Origin of the sequence: Streptomyces sp. NPDC088354, from assembly GCF_044753585.1 — a bacterium.
Taxonomy (GTDB): Bacteria; Actinomycetota; Actinomycetes; order Streptomycetales; family Streptomycetaceae; genus Actinacidiphila.
In genome coordinates this window covers 15,657-32,554 of the sequence record NZ_JBIVNJ010000056.1, presented here as the reverse complement: position 1 = coordinate 32,554, position 16,898 = coordinate 15,657, and the positions used below count along the sequence as shown (strand labels likewise).

The window sequence follows — 16,898 nt, the reverse complement described above, 5'->3', positions numbered from 1 at the left end:
GCTTCCTTCGAGACCGTTTCACCGGCCCCTCCGGGCTTTCCCTTCGTTGTCACCAGCTTATCAGACTCTTTCGGGCCCGATTCCCGCCGGCGGGGGGATTTGCTTTTCGAATAGCGACGCACGAAAAACACTCGGGATTTTCATCCTGGGAGATTTCGCTGCGATCGATAATCTTCGAAGCGGTCTAGATTCTAGCCGCTGGCCTCGAACCTGTCCAGTTCGTGGCAACTTCTCGAATCTACCTCCCCAGTCCACCCGTGTCAACAGGTTTCTTGGGGCGAAGAGGAGACTAGCAGGTCAGGAAGGCCGGATGCACATCCATGCTGTGCGCCATACGGGTCATGCTGCCGTGGGGAGGACATCGCTGCGGTCGAGGCGCTCGAGATCACCGGTCTCACCGGCGCGGGCGGCACGGCGTCCTGGCACGTAGACGTAGGTGAGGAAAGCCAGCTCCGCGGCGACGCCGATGGCGATGCGGGCCCAGGTGGGGAGGCCGGAGGGGGTCACGAAGGCTTCGATCACGCCCGATACGAGGAGCACGACGGCCAGCCCGATGGCCATGCCGATGGCGGCGCGTCCTTCTTCGGCGAGCGCGGTCCGACGGGGGCGCGGGCCGGGGTCGATGACGGTCCAGCCGAGGCGCAGACCCGTGCCGGCGGCGACGAACACGGCGGTGAGTTCGAGGAGTCCGTGCGGGAGGAGCAGGCCGAGGAAGGTGTCGAGTCGGCCGGCGGAGCCCATGAGGCCCAGGCCGACACCCAGGTTGAGCACGTTCTGGAAGAGGACGTACAGCACGGGGAGCCCGAGGAACACTCCGAGGACCAGGCACCAGCCGGCGGCCATGGCGTTGTTCGTCCAGACCTGGGCCGCGAAGGAGGCGGCGGGGTGGCTGGAGTAGTAGGACTCGTACTCGCCGCCGGGCCGGGTGAGGGTCCGCAGTTCGTCGGGAGCCGCGATGGCGGCCTGGACGTGCGGGTGCGTGGCGACCCACCAGCCGATGAGCGCGGCAAGTGCCGTGGAGAGCAGGGCGGTGGGCACCCACCAGTGCCGCGATCGGTAGACGGCGGCGGGGAAGGCCGCCGTGAAGAAGTGGGCCGCGTCGCGCCAGCCGGGAGTGCGGGCGCCGGTGACGGCGCTGCGGGCCCGGGCGACGAGGGTCGTGAGGCGTCCGACGAGCGCGGGGTCGGGTGCGCTGGACTGGACGAGGGAGAGATGGGTGGCGGCCCGTTGGTAGAGGGTGACGAGTTCGTCGGCCTCTTCGCCGGTGAGGCGCCGGCCGCGGTGCAGCAGGGCGTCCAGCCGGTCCCACTCGTGGCGGTGGGCGGCTGCGAAGACGTCGAGGTCCATGGTCGCTGCTCCTGGCTGGCCGGGAGGTCCCAGCTTGGCAGACGGGGCAGACTGGTCGGGCCGGGTTCCGGGGTGGGGGTCGAGGAGGGTGCCCGTATGAGCGGTGCGATCGGTAGGAGCGGTGCGGCGGGCGGCGGCGCGCCTTACGAAGCGGGGGCTGCCGGCCGCCTGGTGACAGGCGAGGCAGTGGAGTTGGGGCTGCAGCCGGCGCGGCTGCCGAGCCGGGCGCTGGCGGCGGCGCTGGATGCCGTCGTCTATTTCGGCGGGTACATGGTCGTCTCGCTGGGGCTGCTCGCGGCGACGTCGTCGCTGGACGATGCCGCGCTGGCCGCGGTGTACGTGGCGTCGCTGGTGCTCGTGCTGTTCGGGGTGCCGATCGCGGTGGAGACGCTGTCGCGTGGCCGTTCGCTGGGGAAGCTGGCGTGCGGGCTGCGGGTGGTCCGGGACGACGGCGGGCCGATCCGGTTCCGGCACGCGCTGGTGCGGGGGGCGGTGGGAGTGGTCGAGATCCAGGCGTTCCTCGGGGTGATCGCCTGTGTCGCCTCGCTGGTCTCGGCACGGGGGCGGCGGGTCGGGGACGTGTTCGCGGGGACGCTGGTGGTGCGGGAGCGGATCCCGGTGCTGCGGGCCCCGCAGGCGATGCCGCCCGCGCCGCCGTGGCTGGCGGATCGGGTGGCCGGTGCGGATCTCTCGGCGGTGCCCGAGGGGCTGTGGCTTGCGGTGCGGCAGTACCTGGCGCGGATGCACCAGTTGGATCCGCAGGTGGGGTGGTCGATGGCGGGGCGGCTGGCGGCGGACGTGGCGGCGTGCACGGGGACGCCGGTGCCGCAGGGGACGCCCGCGGTGGCCTATCTGGCGGCGGTGGTGGGCGAACGGCAGGCGCGGGAGGCGCGGAGGGTCTTCGGCGCGGCGGGGTTCGCGCACGCGGGTCCTCCGGCGCAGGGCTGGGGGGCGCCCGGGGAAGAAGTGGCGGCGGTGCCGTTGACGCCGGCGGCAGGTTCGCCGGGTTCCCCTGTCCGCCCTGTTCCTCCCTCCGCTCCCCCGGCCCCTGCCGCCTCTCCCGTTCCGCCCGCTCCGCCCGTTCTGCCGGTCCCACCGTCCACCGGGCAGTCGAGCGGGTTCGCGCCGCCGGCCTGAACGGTCAGTCCGTCGCGGGGAATTGCGACGGGGGTGATGCGAGGTCCTCGAGTTCGATGCCGGGGGCCGCGAGGACGACGTCGCCGGCGATGTGCACGGTGTGCTGCTCGCCGGTGTCGAGGGCGCTGACCTGGTATTCGTCCACGGTCAGGGGTCCGTTGTCAGTGGGGTGTGCTTCGCTCTTCACCAAGGCCCACGACTGGTCGAGGGTACGGGGAGCGAGCACGGGGGGCTGGAATGCGACGAGTCGGACGCGGGTGGCCGGGGCGCCGGGACGCAGGCGCAGCAGGCGCGCCGTCGCGATGTAGAAGGCAGGGGATACGCCGCTGAAGGCGTGTGCCCGGACGTTTCCCTCCTGGGCGTGTTCGCCGGAGGGGTCGGTGCGTACCCAGGTGACGCCTTCGAGGGCGGCGCCGCGGACCTGCCAGCTCGCGGCGTTGAGTTCCAGGCGGATGGGGCGGCCGAGTTCGTCGACGGTGAGGTCGATGGAGCCCGCGTGGCTGCCGTCGGCGTGCGTGGTCTGCGCGGTGTAACGCCAGCCGGAGGGGCCGGTGGCGCAGTGGAAGTGTTCTTCGCCGAGGGGGGTGTGGTCGTGCGTGTCGTGGAAGGAGTAGCGGCCTCGGGGCATGGATCGACCTTACGGGGGCGGTGCCGGTGGTACGGGGCAGGCCCCCGCCGGGGGCGGGGGCCTGCGGGCCGGCTGAGGTGGTGCCGGGGCGCCGCGGTGTTCGCGGCGTCGGCGGTGGCCTCAGTAGCGGTAGTGGTCCGGCTTGTACGGGCCCTCCACCGGGACGCCGATGTAGGAGGCCTGCTCGGGGCGCAGGGTGGTGAGCTTGACCCCGAGGGCGTCGAGGTGGAGCCGGGCGACCTTCTCGTCGAGCTGCTTGGGCAGGACGTAGACGCCGATCGGGTACTCCTCGGGCTTGGTGAACAGCTCGATCTGGGCCAGGGTCTGGTCCGAGAAGGAGTTGGACATCACGAACGAGGGGTGACCGGTGGCGTTGCCCAGGTTCAGCAGGCGGCCTTCGGACAGCACGATGAGGACCCGGCCGTCGGGGAAGGTCCAGGTGTGCACCTGCGGCTTGACCTCGTCCTTGACGATGCCGGGGATCTTGGCGAGGCCGGCCATGTCGATCTCGTTGTCGAAGTGGCCGATGTTGCCGACGATCGCCTGGTGCTTCATGCGCTGCATGTGCTCGGCGAGGATGATGTCGCGGTTGCCGGTGGTGGTGACGAAGATGTCGGCGGTCTCGACGACGTCCTCGAGCACGGTGACCTGGTAGCCGTCCATCGCGGCCTGGAGGGCGTTGATGGGGTCGATCTCGGTGACGATGACGCGGGCGCCCTGGCCGCGGAGGGACTCGGCGCAGCCCTTGCCGACGTCGCCGTAGCCGCAGACGACGGCCACCTTGCCGCCGATGAGGACGTCGGTGGCGCGGTTGATGCCGTCGATGAGGGAGTGGCGGCAGCCGTACTTGTTGTCGAACTTCGACTTGGTGACGGCGTCGTTCACGTTGATCGCCGGGAAGAGCAGGGTGCCGTCGCGCTGCATCTCGTACAGGCGGTGGACGCCGGTGGTGGTCTCCTCGGTGACACCGCGGATCTCGGAGGCGAGCTGGGTCCACTTCTGCGGGTTCTCGCCGAGGGTGCGGTTGAGCAGCGTGAGGATCTCGCGGTACTCGTCGCTGTCGGCGGTCGCGGGGTCCGGCGCCGCGCCGGCCTTCTCGAACTCGACGCCCTTGTGGACCAGGAGGGTGGCGTCGCCGCCGTCGTCCAGGATCATGTTCGGGCCGCCGGTGGGGGCGTCGGCCCAGGTGAGCGCCTGCTCGGTGCACCACCAGTACTCGGAGAGGGTCTCGCCCTTCCAGGCGAAGACCGGGATGCCCCGGGGGTTGTCGGGGGTGCCGTCGGGGCCGACGGCGATGGCCGCGGCGGCGTGGTCCTGCGTGGAGAAGATGTTGCAGGAGGCCCAGCGCACCTGCGCCCCGAGGGCGGCCAGGGTCTCGATGAGGACGGCGGTCTGCACGGTCATGTGCAGGGAGCCGGTGATGCGGGCGCCGGCGAGGGGCTGGGTGGCGGCGTACTCCGCGCGGATCGCCATCAGGCCGGGCATCTCGTGCTCGGCGAGGGTGATCTCCTTGCGGCCGAACTCGGCCAGCGAGAGGTCGGCGACCTTGAAGTCGTTGTTGACGGGGGACATGCAGTCTCCTCGTGGGGTGGTTCGAGAGCGGACATCGGCTTTTCCGCTGCGGGGCGTGGGAGGCATGCGGACATACGTCTCCCTCGACCGCAGCTCAGCCCGTCGGAGGCCCTCTCTCCCTCGGACGGTCCGGTGTGCGGACCGCCCGACCGCCATCAGCAGCGACGTCTGGCTACCCACGAATCTACACCGAGTGCCCGACCGGGACCGGGCCCTCGGTGGAGGTGGCGTGGAGGGATCAGGCCGTTTCCGGGGCGGCCGGCGCCTCGGGGGCCGCCTTCTGCTCACGGTAGATGTCGGGTTCCAGGTAGATCACCCGGGCGATGGGGACGGCCACGCGGATGCGGGCCTCGGCGGCGTCGATGGCGCGGGCGACCTCGGTGGCCGTGTCGTCGTGCTGGACGGCGATCTTGGCGGCGACGAGGAGTTCGTCGGGGCCGAGGTGGAGAGTGCGCATGTGGATCACGCCGGTGACGGTGTCGCCGTCGACGATGGCCTCGCGGATGCGGGTGACGGTCTCCGGGCCGGCGGATTCGCCGAGCAGCAGCGACTTGGTCTCCGAGGCGAGGACGAGGGCGATGACGACGAGCAGGGCGCCGATGCAGAGGGTGCCGACGCCGTCCCAGACGCCGTTGCCGGTGAGCAGGGACACGCCGACGCCCGCGAGGGCGAGCACGAGGCCGACGAGGGCGCCGAAGTCCTCCAGCAGGACGACGGGCAGTTCGGGGGCCTTGGCGGTGCGGATGAACTGAGCCCAGCTCTGCCGGCCGCGCAGTTCGTTGGACTCCTGGATGGCGGTGCGGAAGGAGAAGCCCTCGGCCACGATCGCGAAGAGGAGGACACCGATGGGCCAGTACCAGTGCTCGATCTCGTGCGGGTGCTGGACCTTCTCGTAGCCCTCGTACAGAGCGAAGACGCCACCGATGGTGAACAGGACGATAGAGACGAGGAATCCGTAGATGTACCGCTCACGCCCGTAGCCGAAGGGGTGTTCCTCGGTGGCGGCCTTCTTGGCCTTCTTGCCGCCCAGCAGGAGCAGCGCCTGGTTGCCCGAGTCGGCGACCGAGTGGACGCCTTCGGCGAGCATGGAGGACGAGCCGCTGAAGGCGAACGCCACGAACTTGCTCACCGCGATGGCAAGGTTGGCCCCCAATGCGGCGACGATCGCCTTGGTTCCGCCTGACGCGCTCATAGGTGCTGGGTATCCCTTCCGTCGGCCACCGGTCTTTGCCCGGTCTTTACGGCGCTACGGCGGGACATTCTTGCAGGCCGCGATTGCGTGGGTGCGTCAGGCCACCACGGTGGCACGGAAGACCGTTCCCTCGCCGAGGAGTTGGACCTGTTCGCCCGCGGGTACGTAGGCGGACTGGCCGGGGGCCAGGGCGAGTTCCCGCTGCGGCTCGCCGGCGGTGCCGGCGGCGCGGACGGTGGCCGTGCCTTCGGTGCAGAGCAGGATCTGCGCGGTGCTGTCGTCGAGCGCGCGCGGGGCGCCGCCGGCGGCGAGGGCGTAGCGGGAGAGCCGGAACTCCTCGATGGGGGTGGTGTAGAGCTCCTCGCCGTTCGGGGAGGCCTCGGGGCGCAGGACGCCGGGGTCGGCCGACTCGAAGCGGACGATGCGCAAAAGCTCGGGGACGTCGACGTGCTTGGGGGTGAGGCCGCAGCGCAGGACGTTGTCGGAGTTGGCCATGATCTCGACGCCGAGGCCGCTGAGGTAGGCGTGCGGGATGCCGGCGCCGAGGAAGAGGGCCTCGCCGGGCTGGAGGCGTATGTGGTTGAGCAGCATGGCGGCGATGACGCCGGGGTCGCCCGGGTAGGTGTGGGCGATGGACGCGTACGCGGCGTAGGCGTCGGCGTGCGGGCCGCCCTCGGCGGCGCGGCGGGCGGCTGCCTCGGCGGCCTCGTTGACGGTGCCGGCCATCGCGTGCCGCTCGGCGCCGAGCACGGCGGTGAGGACTTCGCGCAGGGCGGCGGCCTCGGGGTGCGCGTGCAGGATGTCGACGTAGGGCTTGAGGGAGTCGACGCCGAGTCCGGAGAGGAGGTCGGCGGTCTCCTGGGGGTGCCGGAAGCCGCACAGGCCCTCGAAGGGCGTGAGCGCGACGATCATCTCCGGCTTGTGGTTGGCGTCCTTGTAGTTGCGGTGCGGGGCGTCCACGGGGATGCCGCGGGCCTCCTCGTCGGCGAAGCCGGCGGCGGCCTGTGCGAGGTCGGGGTGGACCTGCAGGGACAGCGGCGAACCGGCGGCCAGCACCTTGAGCAGGAACGGCAGCCGGGGGCCGAAGCGCTCGACGGCCGCGGGGCCCAGTTCGGCGCGCGGGTCGGCGGCGATGACCTGGTCGAGCGGGACCGGTCCGCTGCCGCGGTCGACGCGTGAGGGGGCGCCGGGGTGGGCGCCCATCCACATCTCGGCCTGCGGCTCGCCTGTGGGGCTGGTGCCCAGGAGCTCCGGGATGGCGGTCGTGGAGCCCCACGCGTACGGGCGAATGGTGTTGGTCAGCCGGTCCATGGGCTCATGATCTCCCAGCGGAGGTGACGGCAAGGTAAACGGAGGCGAAATCCGTGACGGCGAGGAGTTCGACGGCGGCTTCCAGCGGGGTGCTGTCGGGGGCGGCGGCGAGTTCGCTGAGCGGGGTGTCGTGGGTGGTGGTGAACTCCCGCGCCACGGCGGCGGAGCTGCTGGCGGGGGCCTGGTCGCCGTTGCCGGGGCGGTGCAGGAGGACGACGCGCAGGCGCAGGTCCTCGGGCTCCTCGACGCGGTCGCGGAAGAAGTCGTCGGGGTCCAGGGCGCCGGCGAGCGCGCCGGCGAGCAGCGCTCCGTGGGTGTCGACGGCCTCGGGGAGCTCGCCGTGCAGGGCGGGGCGTCCGGCGCGGGAGGCGATGGTCGCGGCGAAGCGCCGGGCGGCGACGGCGGACACGGGGCCCTCGCTCCACAGCACCGGCAGGGACTCGGCGAGTTCGGAGGCGAGTGCCTTGGCGGGGTTGCTGTAGGTGGCGATGGCGGGGCCGCAGCGGGCGGCGACCTCGTCGAGGCGGTCGGCGACGCTCTCGATGGCGTCGGCGGGTGCGGGCAGCAGCCCGATCCGGTCGCCGAGGGCGAGCAGCGGGGTGAGCAGGGCCCAGAAGGCGCCCAGGTCCTCGTCGGGGTCGGCGGCGTCGGACGCACCGGGCTCGGGGGCGGCGGCGTACGGGAGGACCAGGCCGCGTACTTGGGCGATGGCCTCGGCGATGGGCGACCCGTCGGGCACGACGGCGGCGGCGGTGCAGCCGCGGCGGTAGGCCTGCTCGATGAGGTCGGCCAGGCCGGCTTCGGTGCCCATGGGACTGGCGATGAGCAGCAGGTCGAGCGGTCCGGCCCAGCCGGGCAGGGTCCAGTGCAGGTCGTACGGGGCCGGGCCGGTGGGGCGCAGCGGCAGGACGGGGGCGCTGCCGCTGCCGAGGGCCGCCAGGAGTTCGGCGACGGTGGCGGCGGTGGCCGCGCCGGGGCCCGCGACGAGGACGCTGCGGGGGCGGCCGTCCGGCTTCAGTTCCCCTATGCCGGCCTCCTGCGCCAGCCGGGCGGCGGTGCGCACGCGGGCCCCGGCGGCGGCGACGCCCAGGAGCAGGCCCCGGGTGTCGGCGCGGGCGAGGCCCTCGGGGTCGTCGAGCAGCGTCTCGTCGAGCATCGTGGCGTGACCTCCCGGTCCTGGTGTGTCGGTGCGGGGTTACGCCGGGCGGCGGGCCTCGTCGACCAGCAGGACGGGGATGTCGTCGCGGACGGGGTAGGCCAGGCCGCAGTCGCCGGAGGTGCAGGCGAGTTCGCGGGCGTCGACGTCCTCGCGCAGGGGGGCGTGGCAGGCGGGGCAGGCGAGGATTTCCAGGAGGCTGGCTTCGACGAGCGGCATGGTGTCGCGACTTCCTTCGGGTCGGTGCCCGTGGTGTCCGGGCGGGCGGGCCGTGCGGGTGCAAAGCGATGCGGTGCGTTGCGATGCGGTGCAGTCCGTGCGGGGCGCTTCCCGGCCGTCGGGCCGGTTGGCCGTTTCAGCGTATCGCCGGGGCGTTGGCGGCGTGGGGATCACGTCCCGCTCGGGGTGCGCGCATTCCCGGCCCCCGTCGGGGCGCCGGGAACGCGCGGACGCGCGGGGCGCCGGGCGCCCGGCGCCTCAGGCGCGGACGATGGCCAGCACCTCGTCGCGGACCTCGGCGACGAGGTCGGCGGTGCGGGCCTCGACGTTGAGGCGCAGCAGCGGCTCGGTGTTGGACGGGCGAAGGTTGAACCACCAGTCGCCGGAGGTGACGGTGAGGCCGTCCAGTTCGTCGATCGTGACGCCCGGGCGGTCGGCGTAGGCCGCGCGGACGGCGGCGGTGCGGCCGGCCTGGTCGTCGACGGCGGTGTTGATCTCGCCGGAGGCGGCGTACCGGTCGTACTCGGCGACGAGCGCGGACAGCGTTCCGTCCTGGCCGCCGAGGGCGGCGAGGACGTGGAGGGCGGCGAGCATGCCCGTGTCGGCGTTCCAGAAGTCCCGGAAGTAGTAGTGCGCGGAGTGCTCGCCGCCGAACACGGCGCCGGTGCGGGCCATTTCCTGCTTGATGAAGGAGTGGCCGACGCGGGTCCGCACGGGGGTGCCGCCGTGCTCCTTGACGACCTCGGGCACGGACCACGAGGTGATCAGGTTGTGGATGACGGCGGAGCCGGGGTGCTTGGCCAGCTCGCGCGCGGCGACCAGGGCGGTGATCGCGGAGGGCGGGACGGGCTCGCCGCGCTCGTCCACGACGAAGCAGCGGTCGGCGTCGCCGTCGAAGGCGATGCCGATGTCGGCGCCGGTCTCCCGGACCTTCTCCTGCAGGTCGACGATGTTCTTCGGGTCGAGCGGGTTCGCCTCGTGGTTGGGGAAGGTGCCGTCGAGCTCGAAGTACATCGGGACGAGGTCGAGGGGCAGCCCGTCGAAGACGGTCGGGACGGTGTGGCCGCCCATGCCGTTGCCGGCGTCCACGACGACCTTCAGCGGCCGGATCGCGGTGAGGTCGACGAGGGTGCGCAGGTGCGTGGCGTAGTCGCTCAGCAGGTCCTGCCGGGTGATCCCGCCGGGGGTGGCGTCGCTCGCCGGCAGGCCGGTCTCGGACCACTGCTCGACGAGTTCGCGGATCTCGGCGAGACCGGTCTCCTGGCCGACCGGCGCGGCGCCCGCGCGGCACATCTTGATGCCGTTGTACCGGGCGGGGTTGTGGCTGGCGGTGAACATCGCGCCGGGCAGGCCGAGCTTGCCGCTGGCGAAGTAGAGCTGGTCGGTCGAGCAGAGCCCGATCTCGGTGACCGACGCGCCGCGGGAGGCGGCGCCGCGGGCGAAGGCCCGGGACAGGCCGGGCGAGGAGGGCCGCATGTCGTGGCCGGTGACGATCGCGTCGGCTCCGGTCACGGTGACGAAGGCCGCGCCGAAGAGTTCGGCGAGCGGCTCGCCCCATTGGTCGGGGACGACTCCACGGACGTCGTACGCCTTCACGAGCTGGGAGAGGTCGGTCACCGCATGTGCTCCACTCTGTCCGGTTGCCGGTCATGGACTGCGGACCAAACCTACCGGGCATACCTGAACATCCGGACGAGGAGTACCCATCACGGTGGATCCGCTCCCGGACGGGGGTGGACCGGGTCAGGAGTCGGGCGAGCGCAGGACGCGCAGGTGGCCGCGCCGGGCGATCTCCATCGGGTCGCCGCCCCGGCCGCCGGCCGGCTTGCCGCCGTCGCGCTCCGGGGGGCGGGCGGCCTCGCGCACGGCGTTGGCGAGCGCCTCGAGGTCGTCACCGCTGGGGCGGCTGGGGCCGGTGTCGGTGGCGAGGCGCACGACCTCCCAGCCGCGCGGGGCGGTGAGGCGCTCGGAGTGCTCGGAGCACAGGTCGTAGCAGTGGGGTTCGGCGTAGGTCGCGAGGGGGCCGAGTACCGCGGTCGAGTCCGCGTAGACGTACGTCAGCGTCGCGACGGCGGGACGGCCACACGCGGTGCGCGAACAGCGACGTACAGGGCTCACGACGTTGGACGGTACCGCACTCTTGAGCGGGCCGCGACGACTCCCCGGGACACCACTCCGTCGTGTCGTCCCGGTTCGCCGGGATGGCCCGACCTGCGACCCACGCCCCTGACCTGCGAAGGGCCGGAAATGCGCGACCCGACCGACGATGACAGCCGTCACCAAACCTGCCAAATGGCGTCAATTGACGGCAGCCGAGCAGTCACGGTTGGGGAATTGTGAGGACGACACCAGCGCGCGACCGTACATTCTGCGACATCGCGCCGGATGTCCGGTCCTCGTACCCCGTGGTGATGGCACCGGTCACGGGCCCGCATACCCGGGGCTCCCGGCGGCTACTCTCAGAGGTGATGGACACCCCTTCGCCCGCACCCCGCCAGCGCCGCCGCGACCGACACGGACGTGGCATGCGCGGCCCCATCGCGCCACCGCAGGTGCCGCTGGCGCTCAGCCGCGCCGACGCCTTCGACGACCTCGTACGGGACGCGGCCGACCGTCTGGAGCGCAGGTGGCCCCAACTGTCGGAGGTGGAGTTCGCCGTGCAGGAGGTGCCGTGGCCGCCCGGCGGGGCCGACGACGAGGCGGCCGGCGGGGCCGGGGCGTCCGAGGACGGGGTGCCGCTCGGGCGGCTGCTCGGTGGGCGCAAGGGCACCCCGCACCGGATCGTGGTGTACCGGCGGCCGGTGGAGATCCGGGCCAAGACCCGCGAGGAGCGCGCGCTGCTGGTGCACGACGTGGTCGTGGAGCAGGTGGCCGAGCTGCTGGGGCTCTCCCCGGAGAACGTCGACCCCCGCTACGGCGAGGGATAGCGCGCGGGGCAGGCAGGTCCTCGGAGGGCTTCCCCGCCGATGACTCGGGCCCGGGGCGCAGTCTGCGCCCCGGGCCCGAGTCATCGGCGGATGAGGTCAGTTGAGGATCGAGAGGTCTTCCCGTGACGCCGGCACCGCCACCAGGCCGCGGTCGTCCGGCATCGCCTGGACGGTGAACATCGGGACACCGTCCCGCGGCAGCTCCAGCGTGCGTGAGGCGTAGACCGGGCCGCCGGAGGACGGCTCGACCGTGACCGCGTAGGTGCCCTTGCCCGCCGACGGGTCGGGCGGGGAGAGCACGACGGTCGTCCCGGCCTTGACCGAGAGCGTCTTGCCGACCGGCTCGCCGCCCGCGGTGGAGGCCGAGGTCGTGACCTTGACCGTGGCGTCCGAGGTGAGCGCGGTGAGGGCGAGGGTGGAGCCCTTGGTGCGGTTGTCGGCGACGGTGGCGCGGTCGCCGACGGGCGCGGTGGCGGGCAGGAACGCGGTCTCCTGGTCGGCGCCCTTGCCGCGGGCGATCCGCAGCGCCGCGACGACCGGCGCCGAGCCCGTGGTGCCGCTCGGGGTCAGGACGAGCGAGCCCGCCTCGCCCTTGGTGACGTCACCGAGGTCGACGGTGGTGGTCATGCCGCTCTTGACGTGGACGGTCTCGTGGCCGGCCGGGGTGATGTCGCCCGCGGAGGCCGCCAGCCGCAGCTTGAGGTCGGCGTCGTCGTCCCCGGTCGCGAAGACCACCAGCTGCACCGAGGTCGCGTCGGCCGGGATGCCCGGCATGACGAGGGTGTCGGAGGGGTCGGCGGACGCGGCGAGCCAGTCTCCGCCGGCCTTGCTGTCGATGGCCTCGACGGTGGCGCCGACCCGGCCGCTGCGGGCGCTGACGTGGAGGGTGAGGCCGCCGGTCTTCTCGGGGGTCAGGGTCGACAGCAGCACCGGGACGGAGGCGCCGGGCGGCACGGTGATGCCGTCGCCGGTGTCGGTCTTGATCTGGCCCTTGGGGCCGTAGAGCTCCAGGTCGACGACGGCCGCGTTGTCGTCGGGGTTGGTCAGGTGGACGTAGTCCTGACGGGTCGCGGCCGTGCTGACGGCCGGGAACCAGAACTCGCTGTCCGGCACCGCGCAGGAGGTGCCGAGCACGGCGCGGGCCGGTCCGGCGTCGATGACGGTGGTCTGCTGCACGGTCCAGCCGGGCGCCAGGGCGCCGTCGGCGGTGCCGATGAGGGCGGGGGCGCTGGTGCTCCCGGTGGTCACGGTGACGGGTTTGCCCGCCTCCTTGAGGGGGGCGACCGGCTTGGGCTTGCCCTTGGGCGCCTTGCCGTCCTGGCCGGCGGCGGGCAGCAGGGCGGCGCTTCCGGCGCCGCCCGCCGCGCCGCCCTTCGGCGTGAACGACGTGTACGTCGTCGTCGCGAAGTCCGAGTCGGACGGGGCGGGGCAGGTCAGCGTCGACCGTTCGACGGGCAGCCGGGCCGCACTGGCGGCGGGCGCGGCTTCCGGGGTGCCCGCGCCGGTCAGGGTGGCGATGCCGGTGACGGCGGCGAGGGCGGCGGTGACGCCGATCAGGGAGAGGGCGCTGCGGTTCACTGCTGGTTGCTCCCGTCGCGGCGGTAGCCGTCCGAGTCGTACGCCGTCGGGTCGTAGGGCGTGTAGGACGGGTCGTAGGGCTGCTGCTCGTAACCCTGCTGGTCGTAGCCCTGCTGCTGCCCGTAGCCCGGCTGCTCCTCGTAGCCCTGCTGCTGCTCGTAGCCCGGCTGCGGATAGCCCTGCTGGGGCTGCTGCTCGCCGTAGCCGTAGGGGTCGTAGACCGGCTGCTGGTCCTGCTGCTCCTGGGGCTGCTGGGCGGGCTGCTCGTAGCCGTAGGTGCTCTGGTAGTCGGCGGCCCACTGCTCCTGGCCGTACGGGTCGTTCTGCTGGGGCCCGGCGGCGTAGGGGTCGTACTCCGGGTACTCGGTGTACTCCGCGGCCTGCTCCTCGGGAGCGTCCTCCGGGTGCTCCGGTCCGTCCGGGTCGGCGTCGTCCGGCTCCGCCTCGGCGGCGGCGCGCAGCCTGCGGGCGCGGCGGCCGTCGCCGGTCGCCTGGGCCGGGATGTCGGCGGCCGCGGCTGCGGCGCCGGCCGGAACGGGCTCGGTCTCCGGCAGGTCGTCGTCGATCTCGCGGCGCCGCCCGGGCAGGGCCATGACGATCAGGACCAGGCCGAGGAAGCCCTGGACCCACACCCACACGATGTGGGTGAAGGGGTCGTCGTAGGTGAGGTCCAGGCGGCCTCCGCCGGCGGGCAGTTCGAAGCCCTGGGCCCAGCCGTCGACGGTGGTCGGGGTGAGCGCCCGGCCGTCGAGGGTGGCGTTCCAGCCGGGGGCGACGCTGTCCGCGAGGCGCAGCACGCGTCCCTCGGGACCGGCCGGGATCGTGGTGTGCGCCTCGACCTTGCCGGAGGCGACCATGACCGGCTGGGTGCTCGCACTGCCAGGGGCGGCGGTGTCACCGGAAGCGGCGGGCTTGGGGACGATCGTGAGCCGGGCGACGTCGTTGTCGACCCGCCACAGCGCACTGCCGTCGGCCTGGCTGAGCCGGGACAGGCCCGGGGTGCTGTCCAGGGTGCGGCCCACCTCGCGGGGGGCGCCCTGCTGGACGAGGACGTAGCGCACGGCGTAGCCGCCGAGCTGGGTTGCCTGGTCGGCGCCGGAACCGGCGACGAGGTTGGCGACGATCTTGTCCAGCCGGGTGTCGCCGCCCGCGGAGGCCGCGATCTCGGCGTCGCCGAGGCGCGCTCCGGCGCCGCGCACGAGGGCGTACGAGACACGGGCGGGCGTGCCCGACAGCACCAGGGTGCGGGCCTGGTCGCGGGTGGAGCCCTCCTCGGCGACGAAGGCCGGGACCTGCGTCGGGTCGCGTCGCTCCAAGGGGCCGTCGGCGCCGCCGGCCATCCAGCCGACCGCGGCGGACAGCGGGGCGAGGACGGCGGCCAGGGCGACGAGGGCGGCGGCGGGCTGGCGCCAGCCGAAGCCGGAGGCGGCGAGCCGTTCCTGTGCGTTCTCGGCGCCGACCGCGGCGGCGGCGAGCAGGGCGAGGCCGTACACGAGGGTGGCGGGCCCGGCCCACGCGGTGGTGTTGGCGGCGACCGCGAAGAGCAGGCCGGTCAGGGCGGCCACCCAGGCGCTGATGATGCTCAGCCGGCGCCCGGCGCGCAGCAGGGCGGCGAGCGCGGCCAGCACGATGCCGGCGAGCAGCCACCCGCCGGCCGCGCCGGGGCCGCCGGGGTTGACCAGGACGAGGTCGGTGGCGGATGCGGCGCGCGGGCCGTAGGGCAGGCCGGCCTCGTACAGGAAGCGCTTGGGCTGGGTGAGCAGGTCCAACGACCAGGGCGCGAGCACCACCATGGGGGCGCCGAGGATCGCGACGGCCCGCATCGCCAGGGGCACGACGAGGTGTCCCTGGCCGCGCACGAGGCGCAGCGCGACCGAGACGACGACGAGCACCAGTGCGATGGGCCAGGTGACCGGGGTGAAGGCGGTGGTGAGCGTCAGCAGCAGCGCGAAGGCCCAGGCGGCACGCCAGCCGGGGCGCACGCCGCGGTCGACGGCGTCGCGGGACAGCCGCAGCCCCGCGGCGGAGACGGCGGCACGCGCCATCAGCGGCAGCACGATGGCCAGGACCGCGGTGCCGAGCCGGCCACCCGCCAGGGCGCCGGTCGCGGCGGGCAGGAAGGCGTACGCGACGGCCGCCCAGGCACGCAGCAGCCGGGACTCGACCAGCGGCCGGGAGGCGAAGTACGCGCTCAGCCCGGCGAGCGGGACGGAGGCCACCAGGAGCACGGTCAGGGCGAGGCCGGTGCTGCCGAACAGCACGTTCGACATGGTCGCCACGATCGCCAGGTACGGCGGCGCGCTCGCGGTGTTGCCGGTGCCGAGGGCGTGCCAGGCGCCGAGGTAGGAGCCCCACAGGTCGCCCGCCCGGTCCGGGGCGGGCAGCAGCGCGCCGCCGGACAGGGCGCCGCCGCCGAGGAGCTGGCGGCAGGCGATGAGGGAGAACAGCAGCAGGACCGCGAAGAGCATCGGCGCGGGCTGCCGGGCGATCCGCTTGAGCAGGGCGAACTGCTCGATCTCCAGGTACTCGCCGTCGTCGTCCCCGCCGCTGGGGCCGGAGTCAATGCCGCCGCCGTGGCGGCCGGCGGAGGTGGCGTCGGCCGCGGCGCGGCCGGAGATGTTGCTGACGACCTGTTCGACCGTCGCGCGCACGGTCGCACCGGGCGGCGGGAAGAGCGACCTCAGTTCGGACGCCTCGACGGCGGGCCGGGAGCGCTGCCTGCGGGCACTGAGGACGCGGCCGGGCCGCAGCAGCACCGACAGCAGGCCGGTGATCTCGTCGACAGCCTGCTTGGGGACCTTGCCGACGAGGTAGGCCAGCGTGCGCAGCACGGTGCCGAGCACCAGGCGCGCGAAGACGTAGGGCAGCAGGGCGCCGCGAGTGTTGGCCAGCAGGGTGTAGACGGCGCCGGCCTTGTCGACGCGGTGCGGGTCGACCGCGGAGCGGCCGGCGCAGTCGACGGGGCGGCGTTCGCGGGAGGCGGCCTCGGCGTGCCGCAGGACGGCGTCGGGCGCGATGAGGACGGTGTGGCCGGCGGACTGGGCGCGCCAGCAGAAGTCGACGTCGTCACGCATGAGGGGCAGCCGGCGGTCGAAGCCGCCGAGCTCCTCCCACACGTCGCGGCGCACGAGCATCCCGGCGCTGGACACCGACAGCACCTGGCGCACCTGGTCGTGCTGGCCCTGGTCCTGCTCGCGGCGCTCCAGCCCGGTCCAGCGGCGGCCGCTGCGGGCGATGGAGACGCCGACCTCCAGGAGCTGGCGGCGGTCGTACCAGCTGCGCAGCTTGGGGCCGATGACACCGGCGGAGGGTGCGGAGTCGGCGACCTTCAGCAGGCTCCGCAGGGCGTCGGGGGCGGGCTCGCAGTCGTCGTGGAGCAGCCAGAGCCAGTGCACCGGCTCGCCGTGGGGCTGCTCGGGCTCGTCGTAGGCGTTGTCGTCCCAGGTGCGGGCGACCGGGTCCCAGCCGCTGCGGCGCTGCAGGTACGGCAGCTGCTCGGCGGTCATCGGCGGAGCGGCGCGGACGCACTCCTCGACGGCGGCGCCGAAGCCGCTGCGCCGGGCGAGGTGCAGGACGCGGTGGTCGCCGAGGGACTCGGCGAGCAGCCGGGCGGAGTCGTCGGCACTGCCGGTGTCGGCGGCGACGACGTCCTGGACCGGGCGGTCCTGGGAGACCAGGCCCGCGAGCGCGTTGGGCAACCACCGGGCACCGTCGTGGGCTACCAGCACGGCGGTGACGACGTGGCGCGGGAACTCCGGAGCCTGGGCGGCGTATTGAGTCCCGGCTGAACTGTTCACGGACATCGAGGTTCGGGCCCCGGTTCGCTGGACT

General features: G+C 73.4%; 13 protein-coding genes. 2 read left to right on the top strand and 11 right to left on the bottom strand.

The window, feature by feature from the left end; translation table 11 throughout:
* Nucleotides 1–339 precede the first annotated feature (339 nt).
* Nucleotides 340–1,347, bottom strand: a complete 1,008-nt coding sequence (locus ACIP98_RS38755; RefSeq protein WP_401981121.1) for a stage II sporulation protein M — start codon at nucleotides 1,345–1,347, stop codon at nucleotides 340–342.
* Between the two features lie 96 nt (nucleotides 1,348–1,443).
* Between ACIP98_RS38755 and ACIP98_RS38750 the strand changes: the two genes are divergently transcribed.
* On the top strand, nucleotides 1,444–2,484 hold the full coding sequence (locus ACIP98_RS38750; protein WP_401981119.1) for an RDD family protein: 1,041 nt from the start codon (nucleotides 1,444–1,446) through the stop codon (nucleotides 2,482–2,484).
* Between the two features lie 4 nt (nucleotides 2,485–2,488).
* Here the strand turns inward: ACIP98_RS38750 and ACIP98_RS38745 are convergent, their stop codons facing one another.
* The 8 genes from ACIP98_RS38745 to ACIP98_RS38710 form a co-directional block, all read right to left on the bottom strand.
* On the bottom strand, nucleotides 2,489–3,112 hold the full coding sequence (locus ACIP98_RS38745) for a hypothetical protein (RefSeq protein WP_319661601.1): 624 nt from the start codon (nucleotides 3,110–3,112) through the stop codon (nucleotides 2,489–2,491).
* Nucleotides 3,113–3,232: 120 nt separating this feature from the next.
* The gene (gene ahcY, locus ACIP98_RS38740) at nucleotides 3,233–4,684 is read right to left on the bottom strand and encodes an adenosylhomocysteinase (RefSeq protein WP_319661602.1); all 1,452 of its coding nucleotides are present in this window, start codon (nucleotides 4,682–4,684) and stop codon (nucleotides 3,233–3,235) included.
* Nucleotides 4,685–4,922: 238 nt separating this feature from the next.
* Nucleotides 4,923–5,876, bottom strand: a complete 954-nt coding sequence (locus ACIP98_RS38735; RefSeq protein WP_319661603.1) for a cation diffusion facilitator family transporter — start codon at nucleotides 5,874–5,876, stop codon at nucleotides 4,923–4,925.
* Between the two features lie 96 nt (nucleotides 5,877–5,972).
* Nucleotides 5,973–7,187 (bottom strand): mannose-6-phosphate isomerase, class I, encoded by a 1,215-nt coding sequence (manA, locus tag ACIP98_RS38730; protein ID WP_401981116.1) that lies wholly within the window; start codon nucleotides 7,185–7,187, stop codon nucleotides 5,973–5,975.
* A gap of 4 nt (nucleotides 7,188–7,191) precedes the next feature.
* Nucleotides 7,192–8,343, bottom strand: coding sequence for an SIS domain-containing protein (locus ACIP98_RS38725; RefSeq protein ID WP_319661605.1), 1,152 nt, complete (start codon nucleotides 8,341–8,343; stop codon nucleotides 7,192–7,194).
* A gap of 39 nt (nucleotides 8,344–8,382) precedes the next feature.
* Nucleotides 8,383–8,562: a Trm112 family protein gene (locus ACIP98_RS38720; RefSeq protein ID WP_319661606.1), complete on the bottom strand. Its 180-nt coding sequence runs from the start codon at nucleotides 8,560–8,562 to the stop codon at nucleotides 8,383–8,385.
* 258 nt (nucleotides 8,563–8,820) lie between these two features.
* On the bottom strand, nucleotides 8,821–10,179 hold the full coding sequence (locus ACIP98_RS38715; RefSeq protein WP_401981114.1) for a phosphomannomutase/phosphoglucomutase: 1,359 nt from the start codon (nucleotides 10,177–10,179) through the stop codon (nucleotides 8,821–8,823).
* 126 nt (nucleotides 10,180–10,305) lie between these two features.
* Nucleotides 10,306–10,680, bottom strand: a complete 375-nt coding sequence (locus ACIP98_RS38710; RefSeq protein ID WP_319661608.1) for a DUF3499 domain-containing protein — start codon at nucleotides 10,678–10,680, stop codon at nucleotides 10,306–10,308.
* 350 nt (nucleotides 10,681–11,030) lie between these two features.
* Here ACIP98_RS38710 and ACIP98_RS38705 point away from each other — a divergent pair, with 350 nt between their 5' ends.
* Nucleotides 11,031–11,489, top strand: coding sequence for a metallopeptidase family protein (locus tag ACIP98_RS38705; protein ID WP_319661609.1), 459 nt, complete (start codon nucleotides 11,031–11,033; stop codon nucleotides 11,487–11,489).
* A 96-nt stretch (nucleotides 11,490–11,585) separates the two neighbouring features.
* Here ACIP98_RS38705 and ACIP98_RS38700 read toward each other — a convergent pair whose 3' ends face one another.
* Nucleotides 11,586–13,067, bottom strand: coding sequence for a DUF5719 family protein (locus ACIP98_RS38700; protein ID WP_401981111.1), 1,482 nt, complete (start codon nucleotides 13,065–13,067; stop codon nucleotides 11,586–11,588).
* Nucleotides 13,064–16,870, bottom strand: coding sequence for a glycosyltransferase family 2 protein (locus ACIP98_RS38695; protein ID WP_401981110.1), 3,807 nt, complete (start codon nucleotides 16,868–16,870; stop codon nucleotides 13,064–13,066). The genes ACIP98_RS38700 and ACIP98_RS38695 overlap by 4 nt, the downstream gene beginning before the upstream one ends.
* Between the last annotated feature and the right edge of the window lie 28 nt (nucleotides 16,871–16,898).